Below are 19,102 nucleotides of genomic sequence, written 5' to 3'. Positions count from 1 at the left end.
GGGTCCGGTCGTGGCCGCTCAGGCGGTCACGAGGTTGTGGTCGTCCACCGCGCGGTCGCCCGCCACGAGCGCGGGCGCCGGCACGGCGGTGGACGTGAACAGGGGGTCGTCGAACGGGTCGACGGCGTGGCTGAGGGCGAGCAGGACGCCGGCGGCGCCGCTCCACAGCTCGCAGGACAGGCGGCCGGCGACACCTCCCAGCCAGCGGGTCCCTGACTCGTGCGGGACGGCGTGCTGGAAGAGGGCGGTGGCGGAGTCGAGCTGCGCCTCACGCAGGTCGGGTCGGCCGAGAACCCGGGCGAGGTCGCCGGCGACGAGACCGAGACCCGCCTGCCCCTCGAGCAGGCCGCTGCTGACGGTGAGCCGCAGCGAGGTGGCTCGCAGGGCACCCTCGACGGCCGCGGTGACCTCGGGAGGGACGTCGAGGTCGGCCCGGTGCGCCCGGGTCAGGTACCGGGCGCCGACGAGGGCGTACCCGGCGGACCCGGTCCCGAGGTACGGCATGTTGCGCCGGTCCTTCGTCGACACCCGGAACCCGACGGCTCCGGTGGGGACGTCGAGGGCGTGCCGCAGCTCGTCGCCGAGCAGCCGCAGGCCCCGGCGCAGCGGTTCGGGGTCGCCGGTGGCGTCGGCGAGCAGTCCCAGGGCGAGGGCGACGCCGGTGCGCCCGTGCACGAGGCCGGACGGGTCGTGGGCGCCGAGCAGCGGGGTCAGCGCGTCCCCGGTGGGCAGCGCGAGCAGCAGCCGCTGCGCCCGGTGCAGGTGCGCGTCGTCGCCGGTGAGCCGGTGCAGGGCCAGGTCCGCGGCGGCGACGCCGGCCGCTCCGCCGCCCCATGACGCCGCGGTGGCGGTCAGCGGGTGCCGGGCGGCCTCGTCGAGGAGGTCGCGGGCCGCGTCGACGTCGCCGCGCCGGGCGAGCAGCCAGGCGACCCCGGCGGTCCCGAGCAGGAAGCCCGGGGGCGTGTCGGCGTGGTGGCGCAGGCTGTCGTCCCGCAGCCGGTCGACGACCCTGGGGTCGGCTGCGCGGCCGGCGACGTCGAGGGCGTGCACGACCCCGGCGGTCCCGTAGGCGAGGCAGCGGGTGTTGGTGGACAGCCCGTCCGGGCACGTCGGCCACACGGACGTCGGGTCGTCGGGGCGCACGAGCGCCTCGAGGGCGTCCGCCGTCCGGTCCCGCAGCCGGCGCAGCTCGCCGGGGACGTCGTCCCGCACCTGCTCCGGGGTGGGGAACCATCCGGGCCCCTGCGCACCGCGAGCGCGGGCGTCGGCGGCGGCGAGGTCCCACAGGTCGCCGGGCAGCGGCCCGTACCGGCGCAACCTGGCCTCGGCGTGCGGCAGGGCCGCGGGGTTGCGGCCGCCGAGGTCGAGCTGCGGGACGAGCGCCGCCCGGGCCAGCGCGCCGAGGGCGTACCGGTCGACGTCGCGGGGGTCCATCGCGGCCCGTGCGCCGTCGTCCAGCAGCTCGGGCGGCATGAACCCGGGGGTCCCCATCGGCACGAGCGGCTGCGACAGCGGCTGGGCGCACTCGAAGTCGATGAGCCGGGCGGTGTCGTCGTCGTCGACGAGCACGTTGCGGACGCTGAGGTCGCCGAACAGGTACCCCAGGTCGTGCAGCCGCGTGACCGCCGTCCGGACCTGGTCCAGGACGTGGCGCACCCGGGTGAGGTAGCGCCCGACGTCGGCGGGGTCCGGGTCGACCCGGATGTACGGGGTGTTGGCGACGACCCACTCGTGCAGGCCGCGGCCGGGCACCAGCTCGGTGACGAGGTAGGTGTGCTCCCAGTGCCGGAACAGCTCCACCGGCCGTGGGGCGAGACCCGGTGCCAGGCGGTGCAGGGCCGTCAGGACGAGGTGCTCGCGCCGCAGCCGGCGGTCGGCGTCGTCCTCCGGTGAGGTGTAGCCGTTGTGCGCGCGGGCCTCCTTGACGAAGACGGCGTCACCGCGCCCGTCGCGCGCCCGGTAGGCGCCACCGGCGTTCGAGTGCTGCAGGACCTTCTCGAAGGTGTAGCCGTGGAAGCTCACGTCACCGTCGTCGTCCGTGCCGTCACCGGTGACGGGCACCGGCGGCGCCCACGGGTCCACGACGCCGACGGGCAGCCGGAACTGCGGCGCGCGCTCGTCGGGCACCTGCGTGCCGTCCGCGGCGAGGACGACGGGGGTCCGCGTCCCGTCGGCCCGCAGCTCGTACCTCGCGGAGAACGCCCCGTACCGGTAGTGCACGCAGCGCGAGTCGCCGAACCGGCGGTCCGTCAGGACGTACGGGCCCTCGACGCCGGCCAGGTCGCGGTCCAGGCGCTCCAGCAGCCGGCCGGCCTGCTCGGGGTCCCGCGGGTAGAGCGCGCAGAACTTGCCCGACTGCCCGCGGTGGGCGTGCTTGGCGTGGGTGAGGACGAAGAACGCGGTGCCGCGCAGGTGCTTGAACGCCACCCCGAGGTCACCGCACGCGGCGGCCACGACGTCCAGGACCTGGTCGGCCAGGGCGACCGGCGCCGAGACGTGGACCTTCCAGCCCTGCTCCGGCAGCCCGCCGGACCCGTCGACCGCCTGGTCGGGTGCCGGGTGGGGCGGCGACCACATGGACCACACGTCGGCGTCGGTGCGGGTCCACCCGGCCGGGACGGCGGTCGGGTGGTACTCCCGGCCGGGCGAGGCCTGCGACAGCGGTGCGTAGAAGTCCTGGTCCGCGAGCGCGAACCCCAGGTCCCTGATCATCGTCGCGCCTCCTCCCGTCGGTCCTCGCGACCCCGTGCCGCGATGTGTCGAGACTGGCCCGAACCGTTGGCGCGCAACAGGTCCCGCGACGTCAGCAACCGGACGCCGGGATGGCAGGAAGGTGCCCGCCCGGGGGGTTGCGCCGGAGGGTCGCGCACGGCACGACGGTCACCGCGCGGCTAGGGTGGGCGACGGCCGGTAACCGTCCGCCCTGAGGAGGAACCCGTGACCCAGCGACTTCGCCGGCTCGGCCCCGTGGCCGTCATCGGCGCCGCAGCACTCACCCTCGCCGCCTGCGGCGGGGACGACGGGGACGGCGGCACCGCGGGCGGCGGCGACGGTGGCGTCGAGCTCGTCAGCGACGGCGTCCTGACGACGTGCACCCACCTGCCGTACGAGCCGTTCCAGTTCTCCGACGGCGGCGAGATCGTCGGGTTCGACGTGGACGTCGTCGACGAGATCGCCGCGGACCTGGGCGTCGAGCAGGAGATCATCGACACCCCGTTCGAGGGGATCCAGACCGGTGAGGACCTCAACACCCTCAAGTGCGACATCGCCGCGGCGGGGATGACGATCACGGACGTCCGCGAGGAGAACCTCGACTTCTCCGACCCGTACTTCGACGCGACCCAGGCGCTGCTCGTGCCGGCCGGTTCCGACGTCGACTCCCTGGAGGACCTGTCCGGCGGGACCCTCGGGGTGCAGCTGTCGACGACGGGGGAGATCTACGCGCAGGAGAACGCCCCGGACGACGTCCAGCTCGTGCAGTTCGAGGACCTCGCGCTGCTGCAGACGGCCGTGCAGACGGGTCAGGTCGACGCCGCGATCAACGACAACGGCGTGCTGCTCGACTTCGCCGCGGACAACGACGACGTCGAGGTGACGGCCGAGTTCGACACCGGCGAGCAGTACGGGCTCGGGGTCCGCACGGGCAACGAGGCCCTGCTGGAGCAGGTGAACGCCACGCTGGAGCGGATCCGCGACGACGGCACGTACGACGAGATCTACGAGCGGTGGTTCGGCGAGGCGCCGGCCGGTGCTTCGGACGACGACTCCGGCGACGACCAGACGAGCAGCCCGACGGACGAGGCCACGGACGGCGAGACCACCGACAGCTGAGCCGCTGACGCGCCCGCGGGCCCACGGGTCCGCGGGCGCCCTCCTCCTCCGGAGTCCCTCATGGCGATGTCCCCCAGGCAGCGCGGCCGGTACGTCCGGGCGACGCAGTACGCCGTCCTCCTGCTCGTCGTCGTCGTCGCGGCCCTCGTCGCCGACTGGACGACGCTGCGCGAGGCGTTCCTCGACCTCGAGGTCGCCGGGGAGATGTTCCCCGACGTCCTGGCGACCGGCCTGAAGAACACGGTGGTCTACACCGCGTTGGGCTTCGCCTTCGGGCTGGGGCTCGGGCTGGTCCTGGCCCTGATGAAGCTGTCGTCGGTGGGCCCGTACCGGTGGATCGCCAACGCCTACGTCGAGTTCTTCCGCGGCGTCCCGGCCCTGCTGGTGTTCATCGCCCTCGGGTTCGGCGTCCCGCTGGCCTTCGGCACCCGGTTCGGCATCCACACCACCGTCATGCTGGCCCTGGGGCTCGTCGGCGCCGCCTACATCGCCGAGACGCTGCGCGCCGGCATCCAGGCCGTGCCGAAGGGGCAGACCGAGGCTGCCCGCTCGCTGGGGATGTCCTCCGGCCGCGCGATGGTCAGCATCGTCATCCCGCAGGCGTTCCGGATCGTGCTGCCGCCGCTGACGAACGAGCTGATCCTGCTGACGAAGGACTCCTCGTTGATCTACCTGCTCGGCCTGGCGACCAGCGACTACGAGCTGACGAAGTTCGGCCGCGAGTACCTCAACACCAGCGGCAGCCTGACGCCGATCCTGGTCGTCGGGCTGTGCTACCTCATCATCACGATCCCGCTCGGCCAGGTCGTCCGGCAGCTCGAGCGACGTTCCGCGAAGGCCAGGTGAGCCCGGTGACCGCCGCACCCCAGACCGACCGTGACGCCACGTCCGGCACCGACGAGGTGCTGGTCGACGTCCGCGACCTGCACAAGTCGTTCGGCTCGCTGCAGGTCCTCACCGGTATCGACCTGACGATCCGCCGCAGCGAGGTCGTCTGCGTCATCGGGCCGTCCGGGTCCGGCAAGTCCACGCTGCTGCGCTGCGTGAACCTGCTGGAGGTCCCGACGTCCGGCACCGTCCGGATCGGCGAGCACGAGGTGACCGACCCGGACGTCGACATCGACAAGGTCCGCACCCACGTCGGGATGGTGTTCCAGCAGTTCAACCTCTTCCCGCACCTGTCGGTGCTGCGCAACTGCACCCTCGCCCAGCGCAAGGTGCTGAAGCGGTCGCAGGGCGAGGCGGAGGAGGTGGCCCGCCGCAACCTCGAGCGGGTCGGCCTGTCCGACAAGGTGGACGCGTACCCGGCCCAGCTGTCCGGCGGGCAGCAGCAGCGCGTCGCGATCGCCCGCGCGCTGAGCATGGACCCCGACCTCATGCTCTTCGACGAGCCGACGTCCGCCCTCGACCCCGAGCTCGTCGGTGACGTCCTGACCGTGATGCGCCGGCTCGCTGACGAGGGCATGACGATGATGGTCGTCACCCACGAGATGGCCTTCGCCCGCGAGGTCGCCGACCGCGTCCTGTTCATGGACGGCGGCGTGGTCGTCGAGCAGGGCCCGCCGGACCAGGTCATCGGCGAGCCGCGGGAGGAGCGGACCCGCTCCTTCCTCCAGCGCGTGCTCGACCCCACCCACTCGCAGGTGGGCTCGGGTCACGACGACGCGACGGTTCGCAGGGACAGCCGGGAGCCGGACGACCCGGGCGTCGGGCGGCCGTGACGGCGGGGCGGCGGCGCTGACGCCGTGACGGTGAGGTCGCGACGGTGACGTCGCAGGTGCCGGGCGGCGGACGGCGCGAGGACTGGGCCACCACCACCCACGACTGGTCGGTCGACGTCGACGACGACCACCTGCGCGACGTCCGGTCCCGGCCCGACCACTACGCCCCCGGCGGCGTGCCGCACCTGGTCCTGGAGGTCCTCGCCTACGCCGACGACGAGGCGAGGGCGCTCGGCCGGCGCGGCCACGCGCGCGTCGTCCGGCACGGCGACGGCTCCGTGTCAGTCCGCGACGACGGCCGGGGCACCGACACCCGACGCGACGGTCGGGGTCGCGTCGTCCGCAAGCCGGTGATGGCCACCCCCGACGTGCGGTTCACTGACGTGACGGGGACGACGCTGCCGGATGGCTCACCCCGGCGGGGCGCCTCCGTCGTCGCCGCCCTGAGCACCTGGCTGGAGCACACCAACCACCGGGCGGACGGCGCGTGGACCCAGCGGTACGCGCACGGCGTCCCCGCCTCCGACCTCATCGAGGCGACCGACGACGGAGGCACCGGGACCACCGTGCGCTTCCTGCCCGACCTGGAGCTCGTCGCCGACGGTTCGCTCGATGCGCGGGCGTTGGCAGGTTTCGCTTGGCTGGGCGTCACCTGCGCCGACGAGTGACCCGGCGCCGGTGTCCTCGGATCAGGGGACGACGGCAGCCGCCGACGCCTCACCCTCCGGGCCGTAGACGGTCAGCCGGAACGACTCCCCGGACCGGCCGCAGCTCTCCATCGACCCCTGGGCGCCCACCCACGCGGGCAGGCCTGACGGCGTGCGGATCTCGCCGCGGGTGGCGTTGACGCTGCTCCACCGCAGCGTCACCGACTCGCGTCCCAGCAGCAGCAGGCACCGGCCGTTCGCGGTCACCGTGAACGAGGTGATCCGCGGCCCCGCGGACGTCGGTGCGGGGGACGGCGCCGGCGCCGGGGCGGTCGTCCGCGTCGGGGACGGCGTGGGACGGGCCGGGGGGCTCGGGGTGGTCTCCTCGGGCCGGCCCGGGGTCGGCGGCTGCTCGGTGGGTGCGGGGTCGGCGTCGTCCCGGGGGTCCGGGCCCTCCCCGGACCCACCCGAGACCGGCGTCGTCACGTCCGTCGGCGCGGGAGTCGCCCCTCCCACCGGGACGGTGAGCGGCGGCTCGGCCGGGGCACCCATCACCGACCTGGGGTCGGGGTCGGCGGCCCGCGGGACCTGACCCGAGGCCGCACCCGTCCCGCTGACCGGGTCGGACGTGCCGGGACCGGTGCTCACCGCGACGGTCGCCGCGACCACGACCGCGTACGCCGCCGCCGTGCCGACCGCGACGAGTCGCTGCCTCGCTCCGCTCCCCATCCGCACGAGGGCATCACACCACAGCAGCTACCCGCGAGTAACCCTCGTCCCGCTGCCCGGGACCCGGTCGGCCGACCCGGTCCCCCTCGGCAGCCGGTGCGTAGCCTGGCCGGGTGCCCGCCGACGACGACCCGACGCCGTCGCGGGCCGCCCCGGCGCCGACCGGGCCCCGGGCCGGCGGGTGGGCCGAGCTGCTCGTGGTGCTGCGGACCCGCGACTTCCGACGCCTGCTGTCCACCCGGCTGGTCTCCCAGCTCGGCGACGGCGCCTTCCAGGCGTCCCTGGCCAGCCTGTTCTTCTTCTCCCCCGAGCGCGCCGCGACCGCCGCCGGTGCCGCGGCCGCCTTCGCCGTCGCCCTGCTGCCGTACTCGGTGCTCGGACCGTTCGTCGGGGTGCTGCTCGACCGGTGGCGTCGCCGCCAGGTCCTCGTGCGCGCCAACCTCGTGCGCGCGGCGATGGTGCTCGTCGTCGCGGCGCTCGTCGCGAACGGCGTCGTCGGTGTGCTTCTGTACGTCGCGGTCCTGCTCTGCCTGAGCGTCAACCGGTTCTTCCTCGCCGGCCTGGGGGCGTCGCTGCCGCACGTCGTCCCGTCCGAGCGGCTGGTGATGGCCAACGCCGTGACCCCGACCTCCGGGACGGTCGCCGCCCTCGTCGGCGCGGCTCTGGCGTTCGCCGTCCGCGGGGCCCTGGGTGCCGGGGACGGCACCGACGCGCTCGTCCTGCTCCTGGCGGCCGGGGCGTACCTGGGGTCCGCGCTGCTGGCCACGCGGATGCACCCCGACCTGCTCGGGCCGGACCCGGACAGTCGCGCCCACGCGCCCGCGACCGCGGAGCACCTGCGGGTCGTGGTCGTCGAGCTGGTGCTCGGCGCCCGGCACGTCCGGCACCGCCCCCCGGCGTTCCACGGGCTGGCGGTGATCGGCGCGCACCGGATCCTGTACGGGCTGTCGACGATCGCGACGATCCTGCTGTGCCGGCACCACTTCACCGACGGCGACGACGTGGACGCCGGTCTGGCGCTGCTCGCGACCGTCGTCACGACGTCCGGCGCCGGCTTCGCCCTCGCCGCGGTCGTCACACCCCGGGCCACCCGCAGCCTCGGCCCGCGGGGGTGGGTCGTCACCTGCCTGGTCGTCGCGACGCTCGCGCAAGGGGCGTTCGCCGCCGTCCCCGAGGTCCCCGTCCTCGTCGGCGGGGCGTTCCTGCTCGGTCTGGGCGCCCAGGGCGCGAAGATCTGCGTCGACGCCCTCGTGCAGCGGCACGTCGACGACGCCTTCCGCGGCCGGGTGTTCGCGTTCTACGACGTCGTGTTCAACGCGGCGTTCGTCGCCGCCGCGGTGCTCGCGATCGCCGTCGTCCCGCCCGACGGGCTGTCCGTCGGCCTGTTCGCCGCGATCGCCGTCGGGTACCTGCTGACCGCCGGGGCGTACGTCGTCACCGAGCGCCGGGCGCCGGTCCGGGCGGCCGGCCCGGCCGAGGACCCACCCACGTGACGGCACCCGTCCGCCGGTCGGCCGTCCGGGTCAGTCGGCGGACGAGGACTCCGGCTGGTCGGCCCACCAGTCCAGCAGGGCCTGCCGGGCGGCGTCCTCGCCGAGCGGACCGTGGTCCATCCGCAGCTCGAGCAGGTGCTTGTACGCACGTCCCACCACCGGGCCGGGGTCGACCCCGAGGACCTGCATGATCTGGCCGCCGTCCAGGTCGGGGCGGATCGACGCGAGCTCCTCGGCCTCCTGCAGCCGGGCGATCCGCGCCTCGAGGTCGTCGTACGTGGCGGCCAGCCGGGCGGCCTTGCGGCGGTTGCGGGTCGTGCAGTCCGCCCGGGTGAGCCGGTGCAGCCGCGGGAGCAGCGGGCCGGCGTCCGTGACGTAGCGGCGCACCGCCGAGTCCGTCCACTCCCCGCCGCCGTACCCGTGGAACCGCAGGTGCAGCTCGACCAGCCGGGCGACGGCCTTCACCGTCGCCGAGTCGAACGTCAGCGCCTTCAGCCGCTTCGCGGTGAGCTTCGCGCCGACCACCTCGTGGTGGTGGAACGAGACCCCGCCGCCCTTCTCGAACCGGCGGGTCGCCGGCTTGCCGACGTCATGCATCAGCGCCGCGAGCCGCAGCACCAGGTCGGGGCCGGGGACGGCGCCGTCGGCAGGGTCGGCGTCCGGCGGGCTCTCCAGCGCGATCGCCTGCTCCAGCACGGTCAGAGAGTGCTCGTAGACGTCCTTGTGGCGGTGGTGCTCGTCGATCTCCAGCCGCAGCGCGGGCACCTCGGGCAGGACGACGTCCGCCAGGCCGGTGTCGACCATCAGCTCGATCCCCCGCCGCGGGTGCGCGCCCACCAGCAGCTTCTCCAGCTCGGCCCGGACCCGCTCCGCGGACACGATGCCCAGCCGCTCGGCGCGGTCCGTCATCGCCGCGACCAGCCCGTCGTCCGGGACCAGGCCGAGCTGGGAGACGAACCGGGCGGCGCGCATCATCCGCAGCGGGTCGTCGTCGAAGGACTGCTCCGGGGTGCCCGGGGTGCGCAACCGGCCGGCGGCCAGGTCGGCCAGGCCGTCGTGCGGGTCGACGAGCTCCAGGCCCGGGAGGGTGACCGCCATCGCGTTGACGGTGAAGTCGCGGCGGGCGAGGTCGCCGGCCAGCGTGTCCCCGAACGTCACCGTCGGCTTGCGGGACGCCGGGTCGTACTGCTCGGCGCGGTACGTGGTGACCTCCACCACCACGTCACCCTTGCGGCAGCCGATCGTCCCGAAGTCGCGGCCGATCTCCCAGTGCGCGTCCGCCCACGGCCGCACGACCGCGAGGGTGTCGTCGGGGCGGGCGTCCGTCGTCAGGTCCAGGTCGACCGTCCCCGCGTCGGTCAACCGGCCCAGCACGGCGTCCCGCACGGAGCCGCCCACCAGCGCCAGCTCGAACCCGGCGGCGGCGAACCGCTCGCCGAGCTCGACCGCCGCGGGGGCGAAGTCCCGCAGCTCGGCGACCGCTCGGCGCCTGACCGCCTCCATCACCGAGTCCGCCGCCTGCGCCGGGGCGCCGGCCGGGCTCGGCGCAGCCGGGTCACCGGAGGGGTCCTGGACGACGGGCGAGCGGTCTGCGGGCACGTCGGTCAAGCCTGCCAGACCCGTCGTTACAGTGACCGCCATGGCCCCGGTCCCCCGTCGTCCCGCGCGGCCGCGCCCCCCGCAGCCGCCGCGCGTGGCCGCGCGCACGGGGTCACGGCCGCTGACCGTCGAGGAGACCTCGGCCGGGGGTCTGGTCGTGGACCTCGGCGGCGCTGTACCGTGCGCGGCCGTGATCGCCCGGGTGAACCGGGCCGGACGGCTCGAGTGGTGCCTGCCCAAGGGGCACCTCGAGGGCGACGAGACCCCGGAGCAGGCCGCCGTGCGCGAGATCGAGGAGGAGACCGGGATCCGCGGGCGGGTCGTGCGCGAGCTCGGCACGATCGACTACTGGTTCAACGCCGAGGGACGACGGATCCACAAGACCGTGCACCACTACCTGCTCGAGGCCACCGGCGGACGCCTCACCGTGGAGGGCGACCCCGACGCGGAGGCCGTCGACGTCGCGTGGGTGCCGTTCCCGGACCTGCCCACGAGGCTCGCGTTCGCCAACGAGCGCCGGATCGCCCTGGCCGCCCGGGACGCGCTGGCGGACATCGCGTGAGCCGCGGCCTGCTCGGGCGGCCCCGCACCACGGCGCCGCCCGGCGTCCTGCGGTCGGTGCCGCGCCCGGCCGTCCCGGGCGGGGTGCTGCCGGTCCTGCTGACGGCGTTGGTGACGGCGCTGCTCGCGGCGCTGGTCACCGCCGGCCTGCCCGGTGCCCCGGCCGCCGCGTCGACGACGTCACCCACCGACCAGGACCGCGAGCGGACGGACGACCGGATGAGCGACCGGACGGACGACCAGGAGGGGGACGAGGACGCCGTCACCCTGCGCGTCGACGCCGTCGGCCCGCAGAGCCTGGTCCCCGGCAGCACCCTGGTGGTGCGCGTCACCGTCACGAACGCGGCCGACGAGCCCGCGGACCTCACGGCGCAGCTGTCGGTGCGACGCCCCCGGCTGTCCAGCCGCAGCGCCGTCGAGGCGTGGGCCCAGGGCACCTTCGCGCGGGGGGCGGTGGTCGTGTCGCAGCCCCTGGGGACCCCGCTCGCGCCCGGCGAGTCGCGCACGCTGGACCTGTCGGTGCCCGCGGACGACCTCGCCCTGCCGGACGACCCCTTCCAGTGGGGGCCGCGGGGGGTGGAGGTCTCGGTCGCCGGCGCGGGCGGTCGGGAGGCCGTCGTCCGCACGTTCACCGTCTGGGAGCCGGCGCCGGGCGGCTACGAACCCACCCGGATCACCGTCCTCGTGCCGGTCGTCGCCGGGCCGCCGCGGCCCGCCACCGGCCTGCTGGACCCCCGGTCGTTCGCCGAGGTGACGGGCGAGGGCGGTCGGCTGCGGGCGGTGCTGGACGCAGCCGCCGTCCCCGGGGTGTCGTGGGCGGTCGACCCGGCGGTCGTCGACCCCGCCCTGCCTGCCGCCGCGGAGGACGGCTCCGCGGGGGACGTGCCACCGGACGACGGCGACGGCGGGACTCAGGGGGCACCGGGGGCCGCGCCGGGGACGACGGCGACGCAGGGCCCGGACCAGGGGGACGGCACGGGCTCGCCGGACCCGACGGCCGGCGACGACACGGCCGGCGACGACACGGACGAGGGGACGCCCGGGCGGACCATCGCGACCTGGCAGCAGGACCTCGCCGCCGCCGTCGGCGACCGCGAGGTGGTCGCACTGCCCTACGGGGACCCGGACACCGCGGCCCTCGTGCACGCGGGGCTCGGCGGCGTCCACGACCTGGCGGAGCAGCGCGGCGACGGCGTGGTCTCCGCCGCGCTGCGCACCACCGCGCGCACCGACGTGGCCTGGCCGGTGAGCGGGAGCCTCGACGAGTCGGTCCTCACCCACCTGCTCGGCGCCGGCCGGACGGCGGTCGTGCTCAGCGCAGGCGCCCAGCCGCTCAGCCGGCCCGTCGGCACGACCACGACGGGCCGCAGCGTCGTCGACGTCCCGGGGACCGGGGCCGCCGCCGGACTGCTCGTCGACACCGGGTTGTCCACCGTGCTGGGACGCGACACCGCCGACACCGCCGGTCCGGGCGGCCCCGACGGCCCCGCCGTCGTGGAGGACACCGGTCCCGCCGGGACGGCCCAGCGCCTGCTCGCCGAGACCGCGGCGCTGACGCTGGAGCGTCCCTTCGACCCCCGGCACGTGCTCGTCACGGCACCCCGGGACTGGGCGCCGCAGGACGGCGACCTGGCCACCCGGGCCCTCACCACCGCCCCCTGGCTGCAGGTCCAGCCCCTCGGTGCGCTGCTCGACAGCCCGCCGCCGGACCTGGCCCGCGGGGGCCTGCTGTACCCGGCCACCGACCGGGACGACGAGCTGTCCGCGTCGGTGCTGCGGCGGGCGGCCGCGGCGGCCGAGCGGGCCCGTGACACCGCCTCGGTGCTCGACGACCCCGTCCCCGCCCTGGCCGACGCCGACGCCGCCGTGGTCGCGGCGTCCTCGGCGCAGTGGCGGGAGCGGCGAGGCCGCTGGCTCGAGGCCGTGTCGGGGTACGAGCAGCAGGTCGCCGAGCGGGCGCAGGCGATCCGGGTGCTGCCCGGGTCGTCGCTCAACGTGGTCTCCTCGAACGTCTCGCTCCCGGTGACCGTCGTGAACGGCCTGGACGCCGACGCGACGGTGCGGGTGCAGCTCCGGCCGCGCAGCCAGCGCCTGGTGGCCGAGGAGACCGCCACGGTCCAGGTCCCGGCAGGGGGCCAGCGCAGGGTGACGGTCCCCGTCCGCGCGGTCGGCAACGGCGACACGGACGTGCTCGTGCAGCTGCTGACGCCCTCGGGCGAGGTGCTCGGCGAGCCGGTCACGATCACCGTCCGGGTCCGCGCCGACTGGGAGACGCGCGGCACGCTGGTGATCGGCGCCGTGGTCGCCGTGGTCCTGCTCGTGGGGCTGGTCCGGGCGATCCGGCGGGGCCGGCGCCGTCGCGCCCTCACCGAGGACCGGGTGCCGACGGACGGCGGTCCCGAGGCCGTGGCCACCGGCCAGCCGGCACCCGCGCAGCAGCCGGCACCCACCGGCCCGTCGGAACCCACCAGCGCGAGCGCCGCCGACGGCAACGCCCCTGCGCGCAGCGCACCACCCGGTACCGTGCCCGCCGACGACGAGGAGACCCGCAGGTGAGCACCGAGAGCCTGATGCGCTCGAGCGCCGTGATGGCCGCCGGCACCGCGGTCTCCCGGGTCCTCGGCTTCGTCCGGGCGGCGATCCTCGTCACCGCCATCGGCCTGACCACTCCGGCCGCGAACGCGTTCGACGTCGCCAACAAGGTGCCGAACATCCTCTACATGCTGCTCATCGGCGGCGTGCTGAACGCGGTCCTGGTGCCCCAGATCGTGCGCGCGAGCCGCCGGGAGGACGGCGGTCGGGAGTTCCTCGACCGCCTGCTGACGACGACCCTGGCGCTGATGGCGGGCGTCACCCTGGTGATGACGCTCGCCAGCCCGCTGCTGATCCTGCTGTACGGCAGCGCGAAGTGGCCCGCCGAGCAGGTCGCGCTCGGCACCGCGTTCGCGTTCATCTGCCTGCCGCAGGTCCTCTTCTACGGGCTGTACACCGTCCTGGGCCAGGTGCTCAACGCCCGCGGCAGCTTCGGCCCGTACATGTGGGCGCCGGCGGCCAGCAACGTCGTCGGCATCGCCGGCATCGTGGCCTTCATCTGGCTCTTCGGCCCCGGCGCCGAGGGGCAGCACCGCATCGACGAGTGGACCCCGGCGATGATCGCCGTCCTCGCCGGTTCCGCCACGCTCGGCGTCGTCGTCCAGGCGCTCGTGCTGCTCCCCGCCCTGCGCCGGATCGGCGTCACGTACCGGGTCCGCTGGGGGATGAAGGGCGCCGGCCTGGGGACCACGCGCCGGGTGGCCAGCTGGACCTTCGCCGCCGTGGTCGCCGGCCAGCTGGTCTACATCGTGACCTCGCGCGTCGCCGCGGCCGCCGGCGGGCAGGCGCTGCTGTCCGGCGACCGCTGGCTCGTCCTCGCCACGCCCGGCAACGCCGCGTACACCTACGCCTTCCTGCTGTTCATGCTCCCGCACTCGCTGGTCGCGGTGTCGCTGGTGACGGCGCTGTTCACGCGGATGAGCCACGCGGCCGAGCGCCACGACACGGGCGAGGTCCGCGCCGACCTGTCCCTCGGCGTCCGGATGGTCGGGATGGTGTCGGTCCTGGCCACGGCCGGGCTGGTGGCGCTGCAGGAGCCGGTCGGCCGGGTGATGGTCGACGGTCCACCCGTGACCGCCCAGGCGCTGGGGCAGGTCACCGCGGCGATGGCCCTCGGGCTGCTGCCGTTCAGCGCGAACTACCTCCTGCAGCGCGTCTTCTACGCCTTCGAGGACGCGCGGACGCCGTTCTGGGCGCAGGTGCCGAACCTGGCCGTCGTCCTGGTCGGGAACATGCTGTCGCTGTGGTTCCTGCCGACCCGCTACATCGTCGTCGGCGTCGGGCTGTCCATGAGCGTCGGTCACCTCGTCGGCGCCGGCACCGCCGCGTGGCTGCTGCGGCGCCGGCTGCGGACGCTGGACGGCCGGCGCATCGTGCGGACCCACGTGCGGATGCTCCTCGCCGGCGCGCTGGCCGGCGGGAGCGGCTACGGGGTGGCGACGCTCCTGGAGGACCTCACCCGCAGCGGCCGCCTCGGTGGGCTGGTGGTCCTCGTGGCCGCCGGCGGCGTCCTCGTCGCCGTGTACCTCGGCGCGCTGCGGCTGATGCACGTGCGGGAGCTGGGCGAGGTCGTCACGCCGTTCACGTCCCGGGTGCGCCGGCTCGTCCGCCGCTGACCCGCCCCCCTCTGACGCGCCACCGCCGCCGCGCGACCGCGTTCGGCCGAGTGGGTGAGGCACCTCAAGCGCCACCCGGTCGCGTACCGACGACACCCGGGTGGACGGGGACGTGCAGACCCGACGCCGGGCGCCGCGAGGTGACACCGGCGACATCGTGCTGGGGTGGCTGACCAGGCTGGTGGTCGCGTTCGCCGTCCTGGGCCTGGTCCTCTTCGACCTGCTGTCCGTCGTCACCGCCCGGCTGTCGGTGGAGGACCACGCCGTCCTCGTGGCCCGCGAGTCCAGCGAGCGCTACCGCGCGACCGGTGACCTGCAGGCCACCTACCAGCACGCCGTCACCGTGGCCGCCGACGCGGACGTCCACGACGTCGTCCCCGCCGAGGAGTTCCGGGTGGGACGCGACGGCAGCGTGACCGTGACCGTGCGTCGCACCGCCACCACGCTCGTGACCGAGCGGATCGGCTGGATCGACCACTGGGCCACCGTCGAGGCGCGCGCCACGTCCGACGGCGGTCGGTGACGCTCCCCCACGGGGACGCCCGGGCGGACGCGTCAGCCGCCTAGCATGGCCCCGGTCCGGGTCGGGTGACCCGGGAGTCCGTCGACCACGCGGTCACGGCACTGCACGGGAGAGGGTGGGCACACTGGACGGCGTCGGACACGGCACGGCCCTCGGCGGGCGCTACCGGCTCGAGGAGCGGCTGCGCTCGGAGGGCGGCGCGACGCTGTGGCGCGCCGTCGACGGGACGCTCGACCGCCCGGTCGACGTGCACGTCGTGACCGGTGAGCACGCCGAGGACGCGCTCGACGCCGCCCGACGCGCCGCCATGGTCGCCGAGCCGCGCCTGGTCAAGGTCGTCGACGTCGGCACCGAGCTGGCCGGCGGCGCACCGTCCGGCACGGGACGCGAGCGGGACACCACGCCCCTGACGTACGTCGTCACCGAGCACGTCGAGGCCCCCACCCTGGCCGAGCTCGTCGCGGCCGAGGGCCCGCTGCCCCCCGAGGTGGCGCGCTCGGTCGTCGGCGAGACCGCCGAGGCGCTCGAGCGCGCCCGCCGGACCGGGCTGCACCACCGGCGGCTCCACCCGGGGTCCGTGCACGTCCTGGACGACGGCGAGGTCAAGGTGTCCGGGCTCGCGGTGCAGTCGGCCGCCGCCGGGGCGGAGGACGAGGACGACGTCAGCGCGGCGCGCCAGGACGCCGTCGCGCTGGTCGCCGTCCTCTACGCGGCCATGACGGGCCGGTGGCCCCTGCGCCCCACCGGGTCGAGTCTGCCGCCGGCCCCGCTCGTCGCAGGCCGGTGCACCCCTCCCGCGGACCTCGTCCCCGGGGTCCCCAACGACCTGGACACCTTGTGCGAGGTCACCCTGGGCCCGCACGGCGACGGCCCGCGCACCCCGGGTGAGCTGGCCGACGAGCTGGCGCCATGGGGTTCGGCGCGCACCGTCGCGCAGCGACCGGCCGCCGGGCACCGCCCCGCTGCGCGCTTCCCCGTCCCGCTCGCCGCACCGGCTGACGCGCCCGCCGCCGCACCCGACCGGCCGGCGCCCGGCGAGCCCGCGCCCGGCGAGCCCGCGCGGAGTCAGGCGCCCACCCAGGCACCGCCAGGCACCGGGTCGGGCCGGGCCGTCCCCGCCGGGGTCGCCGCGGTCGCCGGCATGATGGCCGGGGGGCGCGCCGGGTCACCCGAGTCGCCCGACTCACCCGACTCACCCGAGTCGCCCCAGGAGCCGTCGCCGGGCGTGGGCTCCGGCGGCGGCACCGACGAGCCCCGGGTCCCGTTCGCCCAGGCCGTCGGCACCGGTCCGTACGCGGCGGAGCCGCGCGGGGCCACCCCCGTGCAGAAGATCGTCCTGGTCGCGGTGGCCGCGGCCCTCGTCGTGCTGCTCGCCGTCGCGGTGAGCACGCTCGCGGGCATCGGCGGGGACGACGGTCGGACCGCGGCGCCCGAGCCGACGACGCAGGCCACCGACGGGTCGACGCCCAGCGGGGAGCCGGCACCCACCACCAGCCCCGCCCCCACCGGGAGCCCGGCCGCGCCGCCCCAGGTCGTCGGTGGCGTGCCGCTGGACCCGCAGGGCGACCAGTCCGAGAACGAGGGGTCGGCGTCCGACGCCTACGACGGTGACGAGGGCTCGTACTGGCAGTCGGAGACGTACAACTCCGCGGACTTCGGCGGCCTCAAGGAGGGTGTCGGGTACGCCATCCAGCTCGCGCAGCCCGCGAGCGTCAGCGCCGTGACGCTCGTCGTCAACGGCGAGGGTGGCGCGTTCGAGGTGCGCACCGCACCGGACGCCGGTCTCGGCGGCTCGCAGGTCGTGGCGGAGGCCAGCACCACCGGGGGGCCGGTGGACGTGCCGTTGCCCGAGCCGGTGGAGACCGGCTGGCTGGTGCTGTGGTTCACCGAGCTGCCGAGCACCGACGCCGGCTTCCGCGTCGAGCTCGCCGAGGTGGGGGTCCGGTGACCTGGTCCGGGGAGCACGGCAGGACCGGTGACGCGCCGGAGGACGACAGGGAGCGGGACCGCAGGCTCCTCGCGGCGCACGTCGCCGGGGACCCGGACGCGTTCTCGGACCTGGTCCGGCTGCACCAGCGCAGGTTGTGGGCGGTGGCGCTGCGGACGCTCGGCGACCCCGAGGAGGCCGCCGACGCCGTCCAGGACGCGATGGTCAGCGCGTTCCGCTCCGCGCACACGTACCGCGGGGACGCCGCCGTGACGACCTGGCTGCACCGGGTCGTGGTCAACGCCTGCCTGGACCGGGTCCGCCGGGCCAAGGCACGCCCCACCGTGCCGCTGCCGGAGCGCGACGTGGCCACACACCGGGACGAGCACGCCGCGACCGAGACCCGCGTCGACGTGGTCGCGGCCCTGGCGCGGATCCCGGAGCACCAGCGCACCGCCCTCGTGCTGGTCGACGTGCAGGACCTGTCCGTCGCCGAGGCCGCGCAGGTCCTCGGGGTCGCCGAGGGCACCGTGAAGTCCCGCTGCGCCCGGGGCCGGGCCGCCCTGCTCGAGGTGCTGCGCGGTCCGCGGTCGCCGAGCGACCCGGAGCCGGGTCGGCGGAACCCGGCGGCCACGCCGGACGTCCCACCTGCCGGGTCTGGTCCGCCCTCGAACCGGGGGGCGGGCTCACCCGACGAGCCACCCGACGAGCCACCCGACAGGCCGACCGACGGGCCGCCCAGCGAGACGGCCCGGGACCGGACCGGAACCGCAGCCGCCCACCAGACCGGAGAGACGCCGTGACCCCTGCGCCAGCCGGCGCCCACCCCTCGCCGGAGGAGGTGGACGCGCTGCTCGACCTCGACGACCCCACCGAGGGAGCCCCGACGGGACCGTCGGGCCCCTCGGCACGTGCCGTCGACCCGGACGACGCGCCGGTGTCGGTGGAGGTCGCCGAGCACGTCCGTGGCTGCGAGCAGTGCCGCGAGCTGCTGGCGGGGATGCGCTCCGTGCGCGAGCTGCTGCGCACGGCCGCGCGGGAGGACCTGGAGCCGCCCGCCGACCTGGACGCGCGCCTCGGCGCGGCCCTCGCCCGCGCGTCCGCCGAACGGACCGGCACGATCGTGCCGCTCGCGGCGGCGTCCGCGGCGCGTGAGCGCCCGGGTCGACCGGGGCCCGACGCCGACGACAGCCGAGCGCGCGTCCCGCGCTGGCTCACCCTGGCCGCCGGGCTGGCCGTGCTCGCCGGGGCCGGTGCCGCCGCCACGCAGCTCCTCGACGGCGACGGGTCCGAGGGGCAGGCCAGCATGAGCCAGGCCGACGCCGGCGCGCCCCGGGCAGCCGCGGCACCCGTGACGTCGTCCGGCACCGGGTACACCGAGGACGCCCTCGCGGCGCAGGTGACCACCCTGCTGGACGCGCCCGCGGACAGCGCGCTGGACGGGACCGAGAGCGGGGGCGGGGACCTCGGCACGCTGTCCTCACCCTCGGCACCCGACGGCTCCCAGGGCACCCAGGACGGTCAGGGCAACCAGGACGGAGCGCCGGGCGCCGACGAGGAGGGCCTGCCCGGCTCGGGGACCGACGAGCCGGGGGTCCTGAGCGTCCCCGGCGACGCGGCCGCCCCCCGGTTGCAGGAGCCCGAGGTGCTGTCCCGCTGCCTCGACGCCCTCGGGGCGACCGACCCGCCGCTGCGCGTGGACCAGGGCACGTGGGACGGCGAGCCCGCGGCCGTGGTCGTGCTGCCGGGGAGCACGCCCGACACCGTCCAGGTGTGGGTGGTCGGCGCGGCGTGCGGTGTCGACGGGGACGACCTCAGGCACTTCCAGGTCGTCACCCGCTGACCGCCGCCGACGGTCGTGGC

General features: G+C 76.0%; 15 protein-coding genes. 12 read left to right on the top strand and 3 right to left on the bottom strand.

All coding sequences use genetic code 11. From position 1 onward, the window contains the following. Positions 1-18: 18 nt before the first annotated feature. Positions 19-2,712 (bottom strand): class III lanthionine synthetase LanKC, encoded by a 2,694-nt coding sequence (lanKC, locus tag ACYVQV_RS04340; protein WP_461022031.1) that lies wholly within the window; start codon positions 2,710-2,712, stop codon positions 19-21. A 225-nt stretch (positions 2,713-2,937) separates the two neighbouring features. Here lanKC and ACYVQV_RS04335 point away from each other — a divergent pair, with 225 nt between their 5' ends. From ACYVQV_RS04335 to ACYVQV_RS04320, 4 genes are read left to right on the top strand one after another with little or no spacing between them, the layout of a single operon-like run. Next, positions 2,938-3,831, top strand: coding sequence for a basic amino acid ABC transporter substrate-binding protein (locus ACYVQV_RS04335; protein WP_461022030.1), 894 nt, complete (start codon positions 2,938-2,940; stop codon positions 3,829-3,831). 60 nt (positions 3,832-3,891) lie between these two features. After that, entirely contained in the window at positions 3,892-4,677 is a 786-nt protein-coding gene (locus ACYVQV_RS04330; protein WP_461022029.1) for an amino acid ABC transporter permease, read from the top strand. Between the two features lie 5 nt (positions 4,678-4,682). Beyond that, the gene (locus tag ACYVQV_RS04325) at positions 4,683-5,552 is read left to right on the top strand and encodes an amino acid ABC transporter ATP-binding protein (protein ID WP_461022028.1); all 870 of its coding nucleotides are present in this window, start codon (positions 4,683-4,685) and stop codon (positions 5,550-5,552) included. Positions 5,553-5,596: 44 nt separating this feature from the next. Then, on the top strand, positions 5,597-6,220 hold the full coding sequence (locus ACYVQV_RS04320; protein WP_461022027.1) for an ATP-binding protein: 624 nt from the start codon (positions 5,597-5,599) through the stop codon (positions 6,218-6,220). Between the two features lie 21 nt (positions 6,221-6,241). Here the strand turns inward: ACYVQV_RS04320 and ACYVQV_RS04315 are convergent, their stop codons facing one another. Next, positions 6,242-6,928, bottom strand: a complete 687-nt coding sequence (locus ACYVQV_RS04315) for a hypothetical protein (RefSeq protein WP_461022026.1) — start codon at positions 6,926-6,928, stop codon at positions 6,242-6,244. A gap of 113 nt (positions 6,929-7,041) precedes the next feature. On the opposite strand from ACYVQV_RS04315, the gene ACYVQV_RS04310 reads away from it, so the two are divergent. Next, complete coding sequence (locus ACYVQV_RS04310; RefSeq protein ID WP_461022025.1) at positions 7,042-8,421, top strand: MFS transporter; 1,380 nt, start codon at positions 7,042-7,044, stop codon at positions 8,419-8,421. 30 nt (positions 8,422-8,451) lie between these two features. Here the strand turns inward: ACYVQV_RS04310 and ACYVQV_RS04305 are convergent, their stop codons facing one another. After that, positions 8,452-9,924, bottom strand: coding sequence for a CCA tRNA nucleotidyltransferase (locus ACYVQV_RS04305; RefSeq protein WP_461022087.1), 1,473 nt, complete (start codon positions 9,922-9,924; stop codon positions 8,452-8,454). A 136-nt stretch (positions 9,925-10,060) separates the two neighbouring features. Between ACYVQV_RS04305 and ACYVQV_RS04300 the strand changes: the two genes are divergently transcribed. The 7 genes from ACYVQV_RS04300 (at position 10,061) to ACYVQV_RS04270 (ending at position 19,082) form a co-directional block, all read left to right on the top strand. After that, positions 10,061-10,582 (top strand): NUDIX hydrolase, encoded by a 522-nt coding sequence (locus ACYVQV_RS04300; RefSeq protein WP_461022024.1) that lies wholly within the window; start codon positions 10,061-10,063, stop codon positions 10,580-10,582. After that, a complete protein-coding gene (locus ACYVQV_RS04295) occupies positions 10,579-13,137 on the top strand; it encodes a DUF6049 family protein (RefSeq protein WP_461022023.1) in 2,559 nt (852 codons plus the stop codon). The genes ACYVQV_RS04300 and ACYVQV_RS04295 overlap by 4 nt, the downstream gene beginning before the upstream one ends. Continuing rightward, positions 13,134-14,789 (top strand): murein biosynthesis integral membrane protein MurJ, encoded by a 1,656-nt coding sequence (gene murJ / locus ACYVQV_RS04290; protein WP_461022022.1) that lies wholly within the window; start codon positions 13,134-13,136, stop codon positions 14,787-14,789. Before ACYVQV_RS04295 ends, murJ begins: the two co-directional genes overlap by 4 nt. A 100-nt stretch (positions 14,790-14,889) precedes the next feature. Then, positions 14,890-15,312 (top strand): hypothetical protein, encoded by a 423-nt coding sequence (locus ACYVQV_RS04285; protein WP_461022021.1) that lies wholly within the window; start codon positions 14,890-14,892, stop codon positions 15,310-15,312. A 115-nt stretch (positions 15,313-15,427) separates the two neighbouring features. Beyond that, complete coding sequence (locus tag ACYVQV_RS04280) at positions 15,428-17,260, top strand: protein kinase family protein (protein WP_461022020.1); 1,833 nt, start codon at positions 15,428-15,430, stop codon at positions 17,258-17,260. After that, complete coding sequence (gene sigM, locus ACYVQV_RS04275; RefSeq protein ID WP_461022019.1) at positions 17,257-18,042, top strand: RNA polymerase sigma factor SigM; 786 nt, start codon at positions 17,257-17,259, stop codon at positions 18,040-18,042. The genes ACYVQV_RS04280 and sigM overlap by 4 nt, the downstream gene beginning before the upstream one ends. Continuing rightward, the gene (locus tag ACYVQV_RS04270; RefSeq protein ID WP_461022018.1) at positions 18,039-19,082 is read left to right on the top strand and encodes an anti-sigma factor family protein; all 1,044 of its coding nucleotides are present in this window, start codon (positions 18,039-18,041) and stop codon (positions 19,080-19,082) included. Before sigM ends, ACYVQV_RS04270 begins: the two co-directional genes overlap by 4 nt. Positions 19,083-19,102 lie beyond the last annotated feature (20 nt).

This window comes from Thalassiella azotivora (assembly GCF_054781695.1).
The sequence above is the reverse complement of the archived record's forward strand: the minus strand, read 5'-3'. Positions and strand labels throughout refer to the sequence as shown.